Source organism: Chitinophaga costaii (assembly GCF_900094705.1).
In the GTDB taxonomy this organism is placed as follows: domain Bacteria; phylum Bacteroidota; class Bacteroidia; order Chitinophagales; family Chitinophagaceae; genus Chitinophaga; species Chitinophaga costaii.
In genome coordinates, this window is the sequence record NZ_FMAR01000001.1 from 113,834 (window position 1) to 133,219 (window position 19,386).

Here is a 19,386-nt window from a genome sequence, read left to right on the forward strand (position 1 = left end):
GTTTCATGATCAATATTCACTAGGTGAGCTTAAAAATACTCTGTTGAAGTTTCTGCCTTACAACGGTATCAAGATCTTTCTTTTCCAGCATCTTTTTCAATTCGTCGCGCGAAGTCTTTTCCTTGAGGCGTACCATTACGTCTGCAATAGCAGCGAGCAACAAGGGAGATTGCTGGTAATTAATGCTCTCCACCAATGCAGTCCTTACTTTTGCATCTGCCGTAAACCGGGCAAGTGTTTCCAATGTCATCAGTCTTACGCTTACGCTGGGATCGTTATTGAGTGTATTTACCAGGGCATCGATTAATTCCCCGTTGATGTTTTCCATTTTATCGGCATATCCCACGCCCTGGATCCTCCTGGTGGCAGATGCATTCTGCAGGAGTGATAACACGGCTATCTGGCGCGATTCATTTACTTCCGAAGAGAGGAAGGCAATTTGATCCTGCTGACTGCTTTTATGTTCATTACGGTCAAATACCAGCCATGCCAATACTGCTCCCAGCAACAGAAAAACAACATGAAGCCCAAGCTGCCAACGGGAAATGTTGTTGAATATCCCGGCCAACGCATGAGCAATGGATTCCCGGAACGGACGTTTTTCCTGTTCTACCGTTAAGCCATCCATCATGGCGTTAAATCTTTTCTCTATTCCATCTGATGGCTCCGGCACCGGCGCTGCAGCGAGTTCCAGCCAAAGCTGCTGTGTTACTGCCAGTTCCTGGCGGCAGGAAGCACAGCCAGCCAGGTGCTTTTCCAATGCCATGCGGGCATCGGGTTTCAGCTCGTTATTTAACCAATGCACCAGGTTTTCACTTTCCTTGCAACTCATCAGTATTGTGTTTTAATATGCTGTTTTTAAAAAAATCTGCTTTAATTGCTCTATAGCCCGGTGTACCCTTACTTTCACAGCGCCTTGCGTGATGTCGAGGATGGCGGCAATTTCGCTGTAGCGCAGATCCTGGTAGCGGCTGAGGATCAAAACTTCCCGGAACTCCGGCGACAGCCTCCCAAGGGCCTCCTGCACCATAGCCGCCTCCTGCTGTTTCAACAGCTTTTCATCGGCAGCCGCCCCGCTATCGATCCGCTCTTCAAATGCAGTCATTTCAAAGTGATGGCCGGCTTTTTTATGCTTCCTGATCACATCTTTCAGCACGTTACGCGACAAATGATACATCCATGTTCTGAACTCCCCTGTACCCATAAAGGTGTGGCGGGATTTTAACATGCGATAAAACACTTCCTGTACAATATCTTCACTGGTTTCGCGATCATTGGTCATACGAAACAGGAAACCATACAATGGCCGGTTATATCTTACAAAAAGCAGTCGCATGCCGTCCAGATTCCCCTCCTTTATCTTGATCATTATCGCATTATCTGTCAGCGCATCCAAATTACCGTGGCTAGTTTCGCTTAACATACATTGAAAACTCAGGAATTAAAAAAAGGTTACAGAAAAAGAGATGTTTTTTAAAAATTATCGGCTAACACCCATTAATATAGTTATTTATAGCGATTTATGCATATAAAAAACCTGCCGTGCCATTGTATGAAGTACATAAAATAGCAAAACGGCAGGAATAAATAATAGCGTGGCATCTGCAACCAACGTGGGTTAGGTTAAAGTCCGGTTGATCAGTGTCATCACTTTTTCAACGTTATTATTCAGGAAGAAATGCCCTCCTTCAAAGTAGCTGACATGGCAGGCTCCGGTGGTATGGTACTTCCACGCATCGGCACTTTCAACCGATACTTTTTCATCTTTCCCCAGCAACACACTGATATCGCAGGCATGTGTGGTTACCTTCCGCAGGCTGAAATCCGTTTCGGCCAGGCGAAAATCATTCCGCAGCAACGGGATGAAAAACTCCTGTAATTCAGGATATTGAAAAAACTCCGGTGGGGTGCCTCCCATTTCCAGCAGCATTTTTTTGAAGCTGTGGTCATCCAGCCAATGGTAAGTTCTTTCTACCGGAAGCTGCACGTCAGGCGCGCCTTTTCCCAGGAAAAACAAATGTACCGGTGCCGGGAGATGTTGTTCTTTTATTTTCAGCGCCAGTTCGTAAGCAAGCACTGCGCCCATACTGTAGCCCAGTAAGGCGTAAGGGCCGTTGTGCAGTTCTTCCCTGATGCGCATTAATACATCGGCTACAGCTGCTTCAACAGTAGCATACGGCGGTTGCGCCATTAAAGTGCCGCGCCCGCTCATTTCCACGGGATGGAGCGAAATATTACTGCCGGTAAATTCCCGGCATTTATTAAATACAGCCGCCGAGCCACCGGCATACGGCAGGCAAAAAAGTTTGATAGCCATTTGTTTTTTATTTAGACATCGCCACAATAACGCTTCTGTCGCCCGTATATGAATTACGGCCATGACATACCAACTCGTTATCCAGTACTAAAAACTGATGTTTTTGCCATACCGGCGCAATCGTAACCTCGTCGATGGTAGCAATTACCTCTTCCACCATATCGGGGGGTATTGGCGTACCATCTCCAAATTCCACATATGTCGGGAAGTTTTCGGGGGTTTCATAGATGGCCGTCATTACGCCATATAATTCTTCTCCCAGGTGCGAAGGATGAAACTGATCCAGCTGGTTAAACCACAGTTCTTCATTCGTAACGCGGTGGCGCAAAATACCGGGGCTATCCTGTTCGAGGCGCAGCTGCCCGAAATCCGTCCATGCATATTTGATCCCGTGTGAAGTACAATAGTCGGTTACTTCCTGCTGATTTTCCGTTTCAAAGGTTTTCTGCCAGGTAGGGCCCATGCCCTGGCCGCCATGAAGGTTGCGGATGTATTTGATGCCTTTCCGGCGAATTTCGGCAGTAATAGACGGGTTCATTACCTCCAGGATCTGGCGGCTGTTGGCCAGCAGCGTTTCGCCGCCGGATTCGCTGGGCTGCAGGCAGCTGAAATACAATCTGCCGGGCCACCGGGACGTATACGACAGTTCATTATGCATGGTAATGCGTTTTGTTTTGTCGTATTCGGTAGAGGTATATATGTTATCTATCAGTTTAATACGGGGCGAGTTACCATCGATATAATTCAGAAATTCAACGGCGGTAGCATTTACGATTTGCCGGAAATCATAGGTGGAATCGATACGTACACCACTGAATTTAATAGCACCGTACTTGCATAACGCAGCATCTATACTATTTGAACTCTGCTGCAGGTAGTCAACAAATTCGGCGGGCGACAAATCACTGAGGGTAACCATAAGTGGATCCAGTAAGCTTCTCATTGCGGTTTTGTTTTTATAGATTCTTGTTTAACAAATATTCTTTACATTTTTTCAGATAGTCGTCAACATTAATAGCGGTCTGGTTTAATGCTTTTGCTTTTGAAAGATAGGCTCCTGCTTTGGCGCAATCCTGGTGCAAATCGATGCAGGCGGCGCCCAGTATGGCGTAACCATTTGCATACGCCGGGTTATTTTTAAATAGAAGATCGGCCAGTGCTTCTCCGGCCCGCGGATCGTAATGATAAATATCGGGCAACATACTTTCGAGGAACTGTGCCTTTTCTTTTGATGCCAGCATACTTTGGGCAGTTTGCAACATAGTTTGGCGGCCATTTTTACGCAGTGTATTTACTATTTCCGACATACACGCGGTACGGGCAAAATAGCTGCCACTGAAGTATACAGCCGCATCCAGGCGGGTGGTGAGCTTATTAATTGTTTCATCGGGCAGGATGCCAAGGTCGTTGTTGGCAAAAAAAACATATCCCCTTTTCTGCCGGGGGGAATAAAGCATATCTGCTTTAAAACCGGTGTTATTGCCGCTGAAGTTAACAATAGTATCCTGCGCCGTAATTATTTCAAAAAAACCATTGCCGATATAATATCGCCCGGAGGCTTGCTGGTTCAGCAGTATAGCGGTATCTAGCATTTGATGCAAACTATTAGCGCTAAGATGTTTCCCGTCGAACAACCGGATGATAAAAGCAGCGTAATCGCCTGCCGAAATATTTACAGAAGAGGCAGGCCATGGCTCGGAAGTAGCCCATTTGTCGAGGGTTGCAGCAAACTCATTATGCCCGAGGGCAAAATCGCCGGTACTGTCGGCAGGCGTATAGTAGAGCTTTGTATGCTGCAGCTGCAGCGGATGGAGTACCCTTAGCTGAACATATTCTTTATAAGGCATTTTGAGTATGGAGGCAATTACCCTGGCGAGGTAATGATAGCCTTCCCCGGAATAGGTAAATGCTGCGCCCGGATCTTTTACAATCTCAAGTACATATTCATCATTCATACCCTGCCAGTTTTCCATGCCGGAAGTATGACTCAGGATCATACGCGCCGTAATCTTCTTATAACGCGGATCATGTTCCAGGCGCGGCTCTGGCTGATACTGGTACAATGGTTTATCCAGGTCTAACACGCCTTCGTCTGCCAGCTGGTAAACTACATCCAGGAGAAACATTTTCGACAGGGAACATGCCTCGAACATGGTATTTTTACCGGCAGCATGTTGATGTGCTGCATCTTTATATCCCCAGGTATTCGTATATACGACCCTGTTGTTTTCGATAACTGCCAGCGACAGTGCCGGGATACCGCTGTTATCAAGGATCCGCTTCATTTGTAAGTCGAGATCTTTAATATCTACCTTCCTGTTATCAGAGAGGAAGTATTGCGGAGATTGCCCGGCCGATTCCGGGATGTTCCCAAATAACAGCAGGCATGCCAGGAGCAGGCGGAGATATACTGAATTCATAGACGATGATTTTAAATGAAGAGGTGTTAACGTACGGCTTGTCCGGATAATAGTTGCCCGTCGATATGCGCGGCCAGTTCGCGTACAGTGGGCATAGCGAGGAAATCGATGATGGCAATGCGGATGTTCAGCTGCCGCTGGATTCGGCGGACGAGAACAGGCGCGTTGAGCGAGTGGCCGCCCAGGTCGTAGAAGCTGTCGTTGATTCCCAGCTTTTCAGCGGGCACCTCTAACACGGCTGCCCAGATAGCGGCAATGGCGCGTTCGGTTTCCGTTGTGGGGGCGGCAACAGGGGCTATCTCCGGCGATATCGGTTCTGGAAGCGCGGCACGGTCAATTTTCCCGGAGGCATTTACCGGCAGCTTTTCCATTTCTACAAAGCAGGAAGGCACCATGTAATCGGGCAGCCTGGCGGCCATGTATTGCCGGATAGATGGCCGGTCGACCCCTTTGTCTGCCACATAATAAGCGGCTAAAACCGGTTGCGGCAGGTCTTGCCGGTAAGTAACCGCAGCCTCCCGGATGGCAGGGCATGCAGCCAATACGCCTTCTATTTCTCCCAACTCCACGCGGTAGCCCCTGATTTTTACCTGGTTATCGGTACGCCCGCTCAGTGCTACATCTCCCGATAAAAGCCAACGTGCGCGATCGCCGGTTTTATAAAGTAACAGATGCCCCGGTTGCTTAAACGGATTTTCAATAAAGCATTCTGCAGTAAGATCCGGTTTTTGGTAATACCCGGCAGCAAGGCCGGCTCCGGAGATATACAAATCGCCATTCACCAATGATGGCAATGGCTGCTTATTTTTATCCAGCACAAAAAACCGGGTGTTCGCAATGGGCCTGCCTACGGTTACCGGCTGGCCTGCCTTTAATTTGCAGGCGGAAGACCAGATGGTTGTTTCGGTAGGTCCGTAAAGGTTCCAAACCGGATACTGACTGATGCCCAGCAGGCGGTCTTTCAGCGTTTCCGTGATAGCTTCGCCACCTGTAAGGATATGGAGGGATGTTTCGTTGGTCCATCCGGCATCCAGCAATTGCTGCCAGCGCGAAGGCGTTGATTGCAGATGGGTAGGCCGGATATCGCGGATACGTGCGATCAGGAGGGCCGGATCTGTTAATGCCGCTGCAGAAGCAATATCCACGCAACCGCCAAAGCAAAGCGGCAGATAGTATTCGAGGCCGGAGATATCAAAACTGTAAGTAGTAACACTCAGCATCACCATCTCTTCATCGGCTCCTAACAACTCCTGCATGGCCCGGATAAAATTATGCAGCGAGCCATGCGTAATTTCCACGCCTTTAGGCCGGCCTGTAGTGCCGGAGGTATACATCACGTAGGCAGTAGTTGCCGGTGTGCATACCGGCAGCGAGCTGGTGGCGCCGGATATATGTTCCGGTAACTGATCCACGTTGATGATACGTATACCCGTTTCCATTACCACTTCATGAGCGGCAGTATCATTCCCTACCAGCAGCAGCGGGGCCTGCAGGTCATCCAATATGAGGCGGGTCCTGTTTTTTGGATGTTTGGGATCCAGCGGCACATAAGCACATCCTGCCTTCAGTACCCCCAGTAATACCACCAGGAGGTTAACAGAGCGCTCCAGGTATATTGGTATAACAGTGCCGGTGGGCACAATTTCCGTGAGGTAAGCCGCAAGTATGGAAGAATGCTTGTGGAGCGTGGCATAATCCAGCAGCTGTTCTTCAAAAACCACCGCATTTGCATGCGGTGTACGCGCAGCCTGCGCCGCAAAAAGGCCGGGGATGGTATCAGCATCATATGCTTTATCAGTAGCATTCAATGATTCCGGTAACAACGGCTGCGTAGCGGAACCTGTTAAAATACCCGTACCGAATACACTGTCTGTTTGTTCGCCGATCTCTATTAATGCACGCTGAAGGGCAGCCAGGAAGGCTTTAGCCACTTCGGTTGCGGCAAAACCGGTTACATAGCTCAGCGCCAGCGCACAGCTATGGCCGGTAACGTTTACATCCAGGTTAAACAGCGAGTTGTTACGCAGCTGATGGCTTACATCACCACCTTCAGGCGCGGAAGCTGGCTGTAGCGGCGGTAATGGGGTAAGGCTGTCATAAATATGAAAATCTGTGAAATTGAATAATACATCTGTGATAGGATTGCCCGCTCCCCTGCCGGCATTAAGCGATTGTACAATGTCCATAAAAGGTACGCCTTCATAGCCCCGCTGCCTGCTTAGTTTTTCATGGATAGCCGTGATGAAAGTAAACCAGCTTTGCTGAAACGGAACCGTAACACGGAATGGAATGGTATTGAGAAAGCAACCGAGTACTTTATCGCCATCTTCTGTTTCGAGCCGGTTGTTTACAACGATGCCCACCGTAAGATCATCATCATAGCTAAAACACTTCAGTGCGGCCAGGAATGCGCCGAAGAAAAGGCTGCGCAAACTTACCTGCAGCCGGCCTGCCTGTTGTTTTAACGCTTGCAGTTGCGGTTTTGTTAATTCAAAAGTATCCCTCCGGAAAATGCCCGGAGTGGTGGTTTCATCAAATGTGAAGCGCTTGTAACCGGTAAGGGTATCTTTCCAGTATTGGCGCAGCAGCGGATTTTCGGCGTCTACAAGCCTGGCTTTCACAAAATCAAGATAAGTGCTTTGCAAAGGCTGCGGCTTAAAATCAGCATCCGTGGCCAATGCAGCCAGTGTGTTATGCAATTCGGTATTAAGCGATGCATCGCTCCAGCCATCAATAATGGCATGGTGACAAATAAAGCAGATACAGTATTGTTCTGCATCCAGTTTGAATATTTTATACCTGAATAATCCCGGCTGTTCGAGGCGGAATGGTTGTTGCCGGTCGTCCTGTAAACTGTTGCGGATGACCGCCTGTTGGGCCGTTGGTGCGAGGCTGCTGAGATCCTGGTAGTCGTAGCTCCGGCTGATTTTTTTATAAACCACCTGCCACAGGTTATCTTCTTCCTGTAAAAAGGCAGTGCGCAAAATAGCGTGCTTCTCCGCGAGCAGTTCCACGGCCTGCGGGAACAAAGCAATCCATTCGTCAGGATATTGCAGGTAATGCACCATCTGGTCGTGATACATGCCTGCATCTTTCATGGCATGATAGATCATTCCTTTTTGTATATCACTCGCCGGATATGCCATCTCTATTGTTGCCGGATCAAGTTCCGGATACCTTACCAGTAAAGCCGCAGCGCCGGCAGCAATCCGTTTTTCGATGGCTTCCATGGCGGCTGTAGTTTCACTCCGCGGTTGCAGGCTGATGACATGTTTTGCAAATGCACCGGCAGCCTGGTGCAGGAATAAATCGGTGACGCGGGCTTTAATACCAAAGGTTTTGTTTACCTGGTTGATCAAACGGATGGCTATCATGGAGTCGCCGCCAAGAGCGAAGAAATTACTGGCGGCAGTAACGTTACCGCATTTCAGTACGGTTTTCCACAAGTCGTACATAGCGTCGCCACCAGCGTCAACATCGGAAGCTTCAGGAGCCTCCTCAGTTGCCTCCGGTGCAGGCAGCCGGGATTTATCTGTTTTGCCGTTAACCGTTTGCGGGATGGCCTCCATTGAAATGATATAAGCGGGCAGCATATAGTCTGGCAGGCGTTCCGCCAGCGAAGCACGAACGGCATCTTTATCCGCAAAGCCCGGATGGAAAACGATGTAAGCGCATAGAAACGTATGCTGCTCTTCTTTCCTCGCTATTACCACTGCATCTTTTACCTGTGGATGCAGCAGCAGGCAGGAGGCGATTTCACCCAGTTCGATACGGAAGCCGCGGATCTTTACCTGGTGGTCCATTCGGCCGATATATTCCAGCTCCCCATTTTCCAAACGACGGGCAAGATCGCCGCTACGGTATAATCGTTGTGCAGGTATATAAGGATGCTGCACAAAGCGGGCGGTAGTGAGTTCATCCCGGTTGAGATACCCACGCGCCACACCGGCGCCACCTACATACAATTCACCAACAACGCCATTGGGCACCACATGACCGGATGCGTCCAGCAGCACCACAGACAGCGTTGGAATTGGCCGCCCGATATTGCTGATATTCGTATTGATTTCATGGATGCCGATTTCCTTATAAGTTACATGTACCGTGGTTTCTGTGATGCCGAACATATTGATAAGGCGAACCCGCGGATAACGCTCATACCAACCTTGCAACCGTGCAGGCTGTAAGGCTTCCCCGCCAAAGATAATATACCGCAAATGCAGTGGTGAAGGCGCTTGTAAAAGCGCTGCATCCGCTAAATTATAAAAGGCCGCTGGCGTTTGATTCAATATGGTAACACGTTCTGACCGGAGCAGGTCGAGGAATGCCTGCGGATCACGGGCGGTTGCTTTTGGCACTATCACCAGTTTTCCGCCAAAAAGCAAAGCGCCATACATTTCCCATACACTGAAATCGAAATACTGGTTGTGGAACATGGTCCATACATCTTCCGCAGTAAAACCGAACAACGGTTGATCATTAAAAAACAACCGCACCACATTTTCATGCGTGATCATCACCCCTTTTGGGCGGCCGGTTGTGCCGGAGGTATAAATAATATAAGCGAGATCGCCGGGTTCATTATGGTTGACCGGAGCAACGGCATTGCTGTGAGCTTCGGTGCTGCCAATAAACATACAATTCCTGTGATAGGCGTTGTGGCCTTCTTCTTCGGTTAACAACAACACGGCGCCGCTGTCTTCCAGCATAAAACGTATCCGATCTTCCGGGTATTCAGTATCTATTGGCAAATAACATGCACCTGCTTTGAGAATACCCAGCATACCGGTAATCATGGCAGTGGAACGGCCGGTAAGCAGGCCCACTACATCATTGCGCCCCACTCCTGCCAGCTTTAACCTGTTTGCCAGGATGTTACTCTGCGTTTCCAGCGCCTGATAGCTCAGGGTTTCCTCATTCAGCACGAGGGCTGTGCGGTCCGGATAGCGCGCGGCGGCGGCAGCAAACAATGCATGCAATGTGGCGGTTGCCGGATAAGCCACGCCGGTATAATCGGAGGCATGCACCAATGCGGTTATCTCTCCGTCCGACAACCACTGCAGTTCATCGATGCGAACATCCGGTTGTTGAATAATGGCTGTGAGTATATTTTTAAACCAGTGGCCGAATTGTATCACCGTACTTTCTTTGAACAGGTCGGTGGCATATTCAAAACCCATCATCAATCCCGCCGGTGTTTCCGCCACAGAAAGGATAAGATCGAATTTGGCGGTTTCCTGGGTAGTTGCTATCGACGACAGCTCCAACCCCGGAATGGAGAGTGATACCGGTTCAAAACTATCGTACACAAATACCACATCAAAGAGTGCATTGTGGCCGGTATTACGTTCCAGCTTCAAGGCGTCCACGAGGTCTTCGTACTGAAATTCCTGGTTATCGAAAGCCGCGAGTACGCCATGTTTTACTGTTTCCAGGAACTCCCGGAAATGCAGGCTGCCAGCGGGGCGGTTGCGCACCGCCAGGGTATTAACGAACATGCCGGTCATATCTGCAGTGTCCGGGTGCTGACGGCCCAGCATAGGCGTACCAACCACCACATCTTCCGTATTACCTAATTTGCCAAGTAACACATTATAGGCAGCGAGGAGCAGTGTAAATAAAGTGAGTCCGGAGGTGTCGGCAATCTTTTTAAGCGCTAAAGTACCGGCTGCCGGTAGTTCAAAATAAACATTGCTGCCGCTGTATGATTTTCGGGCTGGCCTCTTAAAATCGCAGGGCAGTTGCAGGCTTTCGGGTACATCGCGATACAGCTCCATCCAAAACGCCTTCTGTTGCGCAATTTTCTGCTGATGACCTGTACTTTGCTGCCACAGGGCATAATCTTTATAGTGCAATGATAAGGGGGGCAACGATTCGCCACGGTACAAGGCCATAAAATCCCTGATCAGCAAACCTTGCGACACCCCGTCTGTTACAATATGGTGCATATCTATCAGCAGGATGCTTTCTTCCGGGACCAGGGATATCATGCCAACCCTCAGCAGGGGCGGATTTCGCAGGTTAAACGGCGCAATGAACTGCCGGATAATAACTGGTATTTCACTTTCTGTTGCCTGATAGCGGATGATGGAAAAGTGAACATTTGCGCTGATAACCTGTACCGGCTCCTCATTTTTTATCTGGATGGACGTGCGTAATATTTCATGCCGGTGTATTAGCTTTATAAATGCCTTTTCCAGTGCATCGTAGTCGGCTTTCCCTTTTATGCGTATGGCTTTCGGCATATTATAGGCCAGGGATTCCGGCTCCATTTCATGCAGGATAAATAATCTTTTCTGTGCAGACGACAGCAGATGCTGTTCGCTGCCGGTGGCTGGCAGCAGCGGCGCCACCTCGCTTTCACCGGCAAACAGCAGGGAGGCAATACCGCTGATGGTGGCATGTTTGAAAAAATCTGACAGCGAAATATCCACCGCAAATTTTTTCCGGATCAGGTTTACCAGGTTAAGCGCTTTCAGCGAGTCGCCGCCCAGCTCAAAGAAATTATCTTCCACGCTGATTACATCATACCCAAACAGCTCCTGCCATAACTCCAACAGTATGGCTTCCGGACCGGCAGAAGGGAGTACCACCGCTGCCTGTTGCGTTCTTTCCAGCTTGGGTAATGCCAGCGGCAATTCCTTTTCAGCCGGCGTTTGTTTTTTCACCCATTTATCAATACGTGCATTTAAATTATTTACAGATATAATTAAACGGGGGTATGGCGGAACGGCCATCATGGCATCAAACACCGCTGCGGCATCACCGGTGCCAATGCTATTAGCGGGTAATTTGTCCTGCTCACCGGTTTGCCACGCGTCCCAGTCCAACGCCGTCCAACGGGTTCCCTGCGGGTTGTCATAAAGTTCGGCGAGCCTGTCGAGATACGCATTAGCGGCTGCATATGCGAAATATCCCACTCCTCCCAACAAACCTGCAACAGAAGAGAACAACACTACAAAGTCCGGCTGTTTATCTTCAAAAATCTGGTAAATATTTTCCGCCCCGCAAATCTTTGCTCTCATGAGGGCTTCACCTGCATCGGGTGTAAGGTGCGTGATGAGGTGTTTGCTTATATCCGGACGCTGGGCTGCCAAATGAAATACGCCGGCTACCGGGCCCTGAGCCGTAATAAAATCTGCTACTACTTTCCGGAAGGCATGCAGGTCTGTTACATCTGCATGGAGGTATTGTATGCCTGGCACTGTTTGCTGCAGCTGTTCCCAACGCTTGCCGGCGTTGGCCAAAGGCGTTCTGCCAATAACAACAACGCGTCCTTTCTTTTCATGGATGTGCTGCGCCAATAAAAATCCTATCTGTCCAAGACCTCCGGTAATCAAATAATTTCCGCCTTCCTTTACTGCCCGTGTAGTGGCAGGTTGTGTAGTAGTGATGTTCTCATAAACAGGCAGCCAGCGTATATTTCCTGACCGCAGGCATACAAGGTGGTCCGGATCGCTGGCAATACATTCGTGGTAAATGGCATCATAATAATTTTGTAAAGTGGCATTTACGGGGAGATCAATATTAACGGCCTTCAACTGAAAATATTCCTGCGCCATTACGGGTAATATTCCCGGCAGCGCTGCTACTGCCCGTGTTACCTGTTCATTGCCGGTTACATTGTAATTACCTGTGGTAATACTGCAGAGACATATTTTTTCAGGGCTGGTAAGTACAGACAATGCTTTTGCAAGGAACATCCATTGTTTGAACAACTGCCAGTGGCCGGCATCCGGCGCATCCCAGCCAGTGGTATCCACCAGTGTAAGCGCGGTGGTATCTGTATTAAAATGCTTTAGTACTGCGGCATAATGTTCGGGATTATCTTTGTTGATGATAAATTGATGGCTATTTGCTGCATATGTTTCCACCTTATCCAGTAAAAGATGGTATACCGCAACGCCCGGCTGCTGCAGGCGTGTAACCAATTCCGTTACCAGTTGCCTGTTATCGCCTATCACCAGCCATTTTCCGTTTGGCGGGCCGGTTAATACAGGCAACAGGCTTCTGCGCCAGGTTGGCAGGTACCACCAGCTGGCAGGTTTCGTTCTTCCAATGGGTGCCCTGTTTTCCAGGAACTCATCCAACAGCACCGGATCAATTTTAAATTCCTGGGCTACAAACGGATATCCCGGCAGCGGTATTTTTTTGCGTGGTGCCGGGTATAATTGATTCCAGTGTACCGGGATACCTTGCAGCCACATTTGCCGGATGCCTTGCAGCATGTAGTGCCAGTCGCCGACCGTTTTATTATTGACTGGTTTAATGAGGCTCACCAGGATATGTGCTGGTGTATAATTTTCATTTTCCCTGATAAAACTGCTTAAAGAGTTACCGGGGCCAAGTTCAAGGATCAGTGCATCCTGGTTTTTCAGCAGTTGCGATAAGCCTTTATCCAGCTGCACGGTATTGCGCAGGTGGCCGGCCCAGTATTGTATATTGCAGCCATCCTGACCGGTGATAAAACTGCCGGTTACATTTGAAATAAAAGGTACCTGAGGCGTACCAAACTGTTCATCAGCAAAAGCTGCAGCAAATGCCTCGGCAGCGCCTTTCATCATGGGCGAATGAAAAGCATGCGAAGTATTGAGCAGTTGCGAGGCGAAATTGTGGCCAGCCAGTTTTCCCGCAGTATCTTTTATTACAGCGGCGGCGCCCGAAATCACGCAGTGGCCGGGGCTGTTTACCGAAGCAAATGATAACGAAGACGGCAAATGCTTCAGCACTTCTTTCCAGCCTGCGCGTATGGCCAGCATATCGCCGGGTTCCATGGCCTGCATCAGTTCCCCGCGTTTCACCACGAGGCGCAGGGCTTGTGGTAAAGTCATTACACCCGCCATACAGGCCGCCACATATTCCCCGATACTGTGTCCTATCATACTGTGCGGCTGCCATCCCCAGGCGATAACCTGCTGCGCAAGCGCATATTCAAAAATAAACAACAGCGGCTGGCTGTTCACCGTTTGGTTAATTAAGCTACTATCGCTTTCTTCATCAGGGTATAATATTTTTTCAAAGTCTTTGCCCGTCAGTGTTTCCAGCAGTTTAAAACATTGTTGCATTACTTCGCGGAACACGCCTTCTCTTTTATAGAGTTCTGCACCCATGCCTGCATACTGCATGCCCTGGCCCGGAAAGGCGAATATTACTTTACGTTCCTTTGTTTCGGTAACTGCCTGTTTTAACTGGTTATTTTCCAATAATGCCAGCATTTCCGCACGTGTATGAAATATGCCGGCGCATTTGACGGCCATTGTTTCCCGGCCTGCCTGGAGTGTATGTGCCAGGGCGGGCAGGTCAGTATCCGGATGATGCTGTAGAAATGTTTTTAATGATTCCTGCATTGCTTCCAGTACAGGTGCATGCCTGGCCGATAATACCAGCAGGTGTTCTTCCGCCGGCGCTTCAACATGCTTCTCCGGCTGATAGCCTTTAAGCACCACATGCGCGTTGGTACCGCCAATGCCAAAAGAGCTGACCCCGGCAAATACCGGCATTTTTGCAGGCCAGGCAATGGATTCCTTGCTGATGACAAATGGCGATGTGTCGAGCCTGAGCAGCGGGTTGGGTGTATCAAAGTTTACTACCGGCGGAATAATACGGTGATTGACCACCAATACTGCTTTCATAAATCCTGCAATACCTGCTGCCACATCGAGGTGACCGAAGTTGGTTTTGGTAGCGCCCAGGAAACAGTAGTTTCTTTTATCTGTATTAAACGCTTTTTTAAGCGCTTCTATTTCTATGTGATCACCGAGGCTGGTACCGGTTCCGTGTGTTTCCAGGAAGCCTACTTCTTCCGGGGAAATACCTGCTGTAGCCAATGCTTCCTGCACCACTGCCACCTGCCCCTGCAGGCTTGGCGCCGTAAAACCCGGTTTGCGGTTGCCATCGTTATTAATGGCGCTGCCTTTTATGACGGCGTAAATATAGTCACCGTCTTTTATAGCAAGGTCCAGCGGCTTCAATACCACCATACCGGCGCCTTCGCCGCTCACGATGCCTTTTGCCTGCTGGTCAAATGCCCGGCAGTGGCCATCGGGCGAATTGATGTAGCCCTCCTGGTACAGGTATCCTTTACGACGGCCAACACTCAGCGACACACCACCGGCTACTGCTACCTGGCATTGGCCCAGGTAGAGGGAATTTAATGCCATATGCAGGGCTACCAGTGAAGTGGAGCAGGCGGTATCCATACTCATCACGGGGCCGTTGAGCCCCAACTTATGAGCCGTTAGCGAAGGCCCGAAATCTTTACTCATAAAATGATTAGCGCCCCAACTGCCAATGCGGGCAGGGATATCTGATAAGTTGCAGAGGATCTGCCACAGCGGGTTACCAGAGGCGCCGGCAAACAATCCGATGGGCGCCTGGGTTACTCCCGGCGGACAGCCGGCATCCAGCAGTGCATTATAGATACACTCGTGCATCAGCCGTGTCTGGGGGTCCATGAGCATGGCTTCATCCACCGTATAATGAAAGAAAGATGCATCAAAATTATATTTCCCCTTTACCTGGCCGCCATCGGAATATACATACGCCGGATTGTCTGCCAGGTGCGGGTCTACTCCTGAATCAATAATTTCCTGCCGGGAATAAAAGTTGATGGATTCCCTCCCCTCCCGGATATTATTCCAGAACTGCAGGATGTTGCCGGCGCCAGGGAAACGACAATCCATACCAATAACAGCAATATCCTTCACGTTGGTAGTGGTGGTATGATCGGGCATCATGATCTGTTTTTTAAGTCGCTAAAAATCTATTGGATCGTTTGCACGGTGAAGGAAAACACTTCACCAAATACAGGATAAATAAGGCTGAGCGCTGCTTCTAATGAGCCGGCAGCGGCAGCATCCAGTTCCGGAAATGGCACGGGCCAGCGTACTTTTATTACGTTTGCGGCCCTGCCTACTGCGTTGCCGGGCAGGTTAAACACCACGTGCTTCCATGCGCTGTTTGCCACGGTGGCGTAAACTGGCGTGGTATCGTCGTTAAGGTATATTTCCACCTCGCGTCCGCACGCATGAGGGGTACGAAAAGTAAGGGTACAGCGATGGGGTTCATGTTCATTTTTTGCGATAAAATGAAAAGTGCTTGCAAGGGTGCGCGACTGGTAATAGTTTCGCCGCGGGCTCATGGTAAATTCATTATAATTGTTGGTGCTATAGGTAAATGAGGTGAGCTCCACCGGTGCAGCGCCTACGCCATGTTCACTCACCCAGAGATCGGCCAGCTGCTCCAGGGCATTGGGCTGGGCGGCCGTTAACTCTGTAGCCAGGATCCCGGCAAGCGGTATATCCAGCAATTTACGCTGGCGTTCATGGGCCAGTTTCAGGCCTCCTTCGTATTGCCGCATCCCTCCTTCCACAATCACGTCTTCAAAAGCACTACAAAAGATGGTAGCGGTTTCCCTTGCGGAAAAGTCAATGAAATTTTTGATTACTTCCACCACGGAACCGGAATGCCCGATAGATTTTTTACAGTGATACTGCACTAACTCTTTCGACTGCCCGAAATGTGCATTGTGAATGGCAGCGCCAAAGTGTGCAATGGCCTGTACCTGCGATGCCGGCGTTACAGCGGAAGCCGGAATAGCCTCCAACGGTTTGTTTACACCGGCGAGCAGTGAAAGCACTTTTTGCGCCGTGAAGCGCATGGCCGTTTTTATTCCTTCTACTGAAAGGTGGCAATAATCCAGGAAAAGGCTTCTGTTGGGAATACCTGCTGTAAGCGTGCTTTTAAACAGTGCAGGCAGGTCAACTACCTGCATACCGTTTTTGGCAGCGGCGTAGAGCATTTTTTCGCGCATAAAGCCATTACAGCGCGGGGTAAAATTAGAACCCCGGTATATAACCAGGTCCCTTGCTGTTTCGAAGGCTTCCCTGGCAGCATTCCAATTACTGGTAGCAACATAATAATCGCCCAGCCATTCATGCCCGAGTGCATTCAGCGGATCAAGGCGGAGCATTTCGCTGACGGCTGCCAGCCACGCTTCATGGTCCTGCCGGGTGCGGGCCTGTGCGGCATCCCCGCGCGCTTTCAACCACGCTATGCCTGCTTCGCCGGATACCTGCGCCAGGCTGTTTTCAATATCATTACTCCGCCAATCCTGCAGGTTAAATTCAGGTACAATCAACAGCACCGGTACCTGGTGGGCGATGAAGGATTCCCGGATGCTTTCAAATAATTTATCTGATTTTGACAAAGATCCGTTTTCCACCAGCTCACGGATACCGCCAAGACCTTTACTTTTCAGCGTGTGGAGTATTTCGGTACGCGACGCCAACGGCATACTCAGCAATAATTCCTGTAACTGCTGCATCCAGTTGTTGCCCGCAAAAATGATAACGAGGTCCGGTTCCAGTTTGCCACAGCTGTTCACCAGCGCTGTGAGGCCGCCCAGCGTTTGACTGATGCGCGCCAGGTCTATTACCTCTACATTGTTGTGCAGCTCCGCAGATTCGTTCAGGATGGCTTCCAGCTCAATTGCCACATTATAATAGGGATCATAGAGATATCCCCGCGCAACGGATTCTCCTAATAACAGGATCCGGCGCTTTTCACTTTTAGGCTTTATATGATGTACATATGCCCATTGTGACCAATCCACCTGCAGGGCGATATCGCGGTAATAATGGATACCGTCTGCTGCTGGTTTTTCCTGCCAGATACCAATATGGTTACCGGTGGCAGCCGGCTCGGAAGCAGGTTTTAACGGTGTTCTGGCAGGCACGGGAGGCGTTTCTGAAAATACAGCTATCAGTTCCTTCATCCTTTCATTGTTGATATCTCCTTTGCTCATGAGAGCCGCCAGTTCGCTGGCCAGCGGTTTGAGTGCTGCCGATGGTCTGAAGTCCTGTTGCATGATGATGGGAATTAAACGAATGTGTAAACGTTATGGTTAAGCGTGCTGTAGATGGATCTTTCGTGCATAAGTAGGAACTGCAGTAGTTCCAGGCTGTTTTCTTCCCTGCTGATGATAAAATCGCCGATCACGAGGCAATCGATATCTGTCGTGATAAAACATTTCATCGCATCTTCAATATTGCAGACAATCGGTTCGCCTTTTATATTAAAAGAGGTATTTAATAAAATCGGGCAGCCGGTAATACGGTCGAATGCCTCGAGGAGTGCGTAAAACCTTGGATTGGTATGCGGATTTACGGTTTGTACCCTGGCAGATCCATCTACATGTGTAATAGCTGGCAGGGATACATCCGCAATCATCTGACAGGTTTCCAGCATAAAAGGGGAAGGATGATCGAGGTCGAAGTATTCAGCTGCGCGATGTTCGATTACTGCCGGCGCAAAGGGTCTGAATCCTTCTCTTTTTTTAACCATCGCATTGATACGTTCCCGCATAGACGGATGACGCGGATCGGCCAGGATGGAACGTGCGCCTAATGATCTTGGGCCAAACTCCATGCGGCCCTGGAACCAGCCAATTACTTTGCCTTCCTTAATTTTTTCGGCGGTAAGCGTGCATAGCCTGTCGGGGTCGCCGGTACAATCTGTATAAATAATATTTGTAGGTGCGAGAAATTTTTTGATATCATTGTTGGTGTAGGCAGGCCCGAGATATACGTGCTTCATTTTCTCCACCGGCATAGACTCGCCGGTGAGATCAACATAAGCATAAGCTGCCGCCCCCATACAACCACCTGCATCATTAGCTGCCGGCTGTACAAACAACTGTTTGAAAGGGCCATGTTTCAGCACTTTACCATTGGCAACACAATTTAAGGCTACACCACCGGCCATACACAGGTTTTCCATTCCCGTACAATCGTGAAGATAGCGGGCCTTTTCCAGCAGAATCTCTTCCAGCACTACCTGCAGGCTTTTAGCAATATCCATGTGAAACTGTTCCATTTCCGCATCTTCCATACGGGGCGGGCGGCCAAACAGTTCTGCCAGTTCAGGAGAATACATGCATATGCCAGCCAGAAAATCGAAGTAACGCATATCGAGTTTGTATTTGCCACCGGCTTCCATCTGCACCAGGCGCCTCATTTGCTTTACATAGCCGGGCGCGCCATAAGGCGCCAGTCCCATTACCTTATATTCACCGTCGTTAACACCAAAGCCCAGGTAACTGGTAATAGTGCTGTATAACAAGCCCAATGAATCCGGGAAATCCACTTCTTCAAATATTTTCACTCCCTTTGCATTACCCACCCCATAGGTGGTGGTAGCCCATTCCCCAACGCCATCTACTGTAAATACGGCCGATTCCCGGAAGCCGGAAAAGTAAAATGAACTGGCAGAATGTGAGAGGTGATGATCCACATATTTTATTTGCCCCTGGTAGCCTAATACTTCACGTATCTGCGTTTCCACGTGGCCGGGAGATACACTTCCCAGCAGCTCTCCCGGGTGGCCCAGGATACCGCTCCAGATCTGCCTCGCCAGCTTCTTGGAGGGGTCCTCATAATAAGCCAGGCAATCAATATCCGTAATGGATAACCCAGCTTCCCGCAGACAATATTTCATTGCGTGGATAGGCGCAGAGGCATCAGCTTTTCTGCGGGTAAAACGCTCCTCTTCAGCAGCATATTTTAAGATACCGTTCTGCAGCAGACAGCAGGCTGCATCATGAAAAAATGCGGAAACACCTATAATATTCATGTGCGTTGATTAATTGAT

The 19,386-nt window shown here is 49.4% G+C and carries 8 protein-coding genes; all 8 read right to left on the bottom strand.

Translation table 11 applies throughout. From position 1 onward, the window contains the following. Positions 1–19: 19 nt before the first annotated feature. Complete coding sequence (locus tag GA0116948_RS00450) at positions 20–832, bottom strand: HEAT repeat domain-containing protein (protein ID WP_089707891.1); 813 nt, start codon at positions 830–832, stop codon at positions 20–22. 12 nt (positions 833–844) lie between these two features. Continuing rightward, positions 845–1,369, bottom strand: a complete 525-nt coding sequence (locus tag GA0116948_RS00455; RefSeq protein ID WP_089708880.1) for an RNA polymerase sigma factor — start codon at positions 1,367–1,369, stop codon at positions 845–847. 249 nt (positions 1,370–1,618) lie between these two features. Beyond that, positions 1,619–2,317, bottom strand: coding sequence for a thioesterase II family protein (locus GA0116948_RS00460; RefSeq protein WP_165798306.1), 699 nt, complete (start codon positions 2,315–2,317; stop codon positions 1,619–1,621). 7 nt (positions 2,318–2,324) lie between these two features. After that, positions 2,325–3,260: a TauD/TfdA family dioxygenase gene (locus GA0116948_RS00465; protein WP_089707895.1), complete on the bottom strand. Its 936-nt coding sequence runs from the start codon at positions 3,258–3,260 to the stop codon at positions 2,325–2,327. Positions 3,261–3,273: 13 nt separating this feature from the next. Further along, entirely contained in the window at positions 3,274–4,737 is a 1,464-nt protein-coding gene (locus GA0116948_RS00470; protein WP_089707897.1) for a serine hydrolase domain-containing protein, read from the bottom strand. 26 nt (positions 4,738–4,763) lie between these two features. Next, complete coding sequence (locus tag GA0116948_RS00475) at positions 4,764–15,473, bottom strand: hybrid non-ribosomal peptide synthetase/type I polyketide synthase (RefSeq protein ID WP_089707899.1); 10,710 nt, start codon at positions 15,471–15,473, stop codon at positions 4,764–4,766. A 26-nt stretch (positions 15,474–15,499) separates the two neighbouring features. Further along, complete coding sequence (locus GA0116948_RS00480) at positions 15,500–17,605, bottom strand: hypothetical protein (protein WP_089707901.1); 2,106 nt, start codon at positions 17,603–17,605, stop codon at positions 15,500–15,502. Between the two features lie 11 nt (positions 17,606–17,616). Next, entirely contained in the window at positions 17,617–19,368 is a 1,752-nt protein-coding gene (locus tag GA0116948_RS00485) for a carbamoyltransferase family protein (protein WP_089707903.1), read from the bottom strand. Positions 19,369–19,386 lie beyond the last annotated feature (18 nt).

Coding starts and splice junctions, on each gene's coding strand:
- GA0116948_RS00475 (WP_089707899.1), bottom strand. CDS start 15,473: ATGATGCCCGATCATACCACCACTACCAACGTGAAGGATATTGCTGTT.
- GA0116948_RS00450 (WP_089707891.1), bottom strand. CDS start 832: ATGAGTTGCAAGGAAAGTGAAAACCTGGTGCATTGGTTAAATAACGAG.
- GA0116948_RS00455 (WP_089708880.1), bottom strand. CDS start 1,369: ATGATCAAGATAAAGGAGGGGAATCTGGACGGCATGCGACTGCTTTTT.
- GA0116948_RS00470 (WP_089707897.1), bottom strand. CDS start 4,737: ATGAATTCAGTATATCTCCGCCTGCTCCTGGCATGCCTGCTGTTATTT.
- GA0116948_RS00485 (WP_089707903.1), bottom strand. CDS start 19,368: ATGAATATTATAGGTGTTTCCGCATTTTTTCATGATGCAGCCTGCTGT.
- GA0116948_RS00460 (WP_165798306.1), bottom strand. CDS start 2,317: ATGGCTATCAAACTTTTTTGCCTGCCGTATGCCGGTGGCTCGGCGGCT.
- GA0116948_RS00480 (WP_089707901.1), bottom strand. CDS start 17,605: ATGCAACAGGACTTCAGACCATCGGCAGCACTCAAACCGCTGGCCAGC.
- GA0116948_RS00465 (WP_089707895.1), bottom strand. CDS start 3,260: ATGAGAAGCTTACTGGATCCACTTATGGTTACCCTCAGTGATTTGTCG.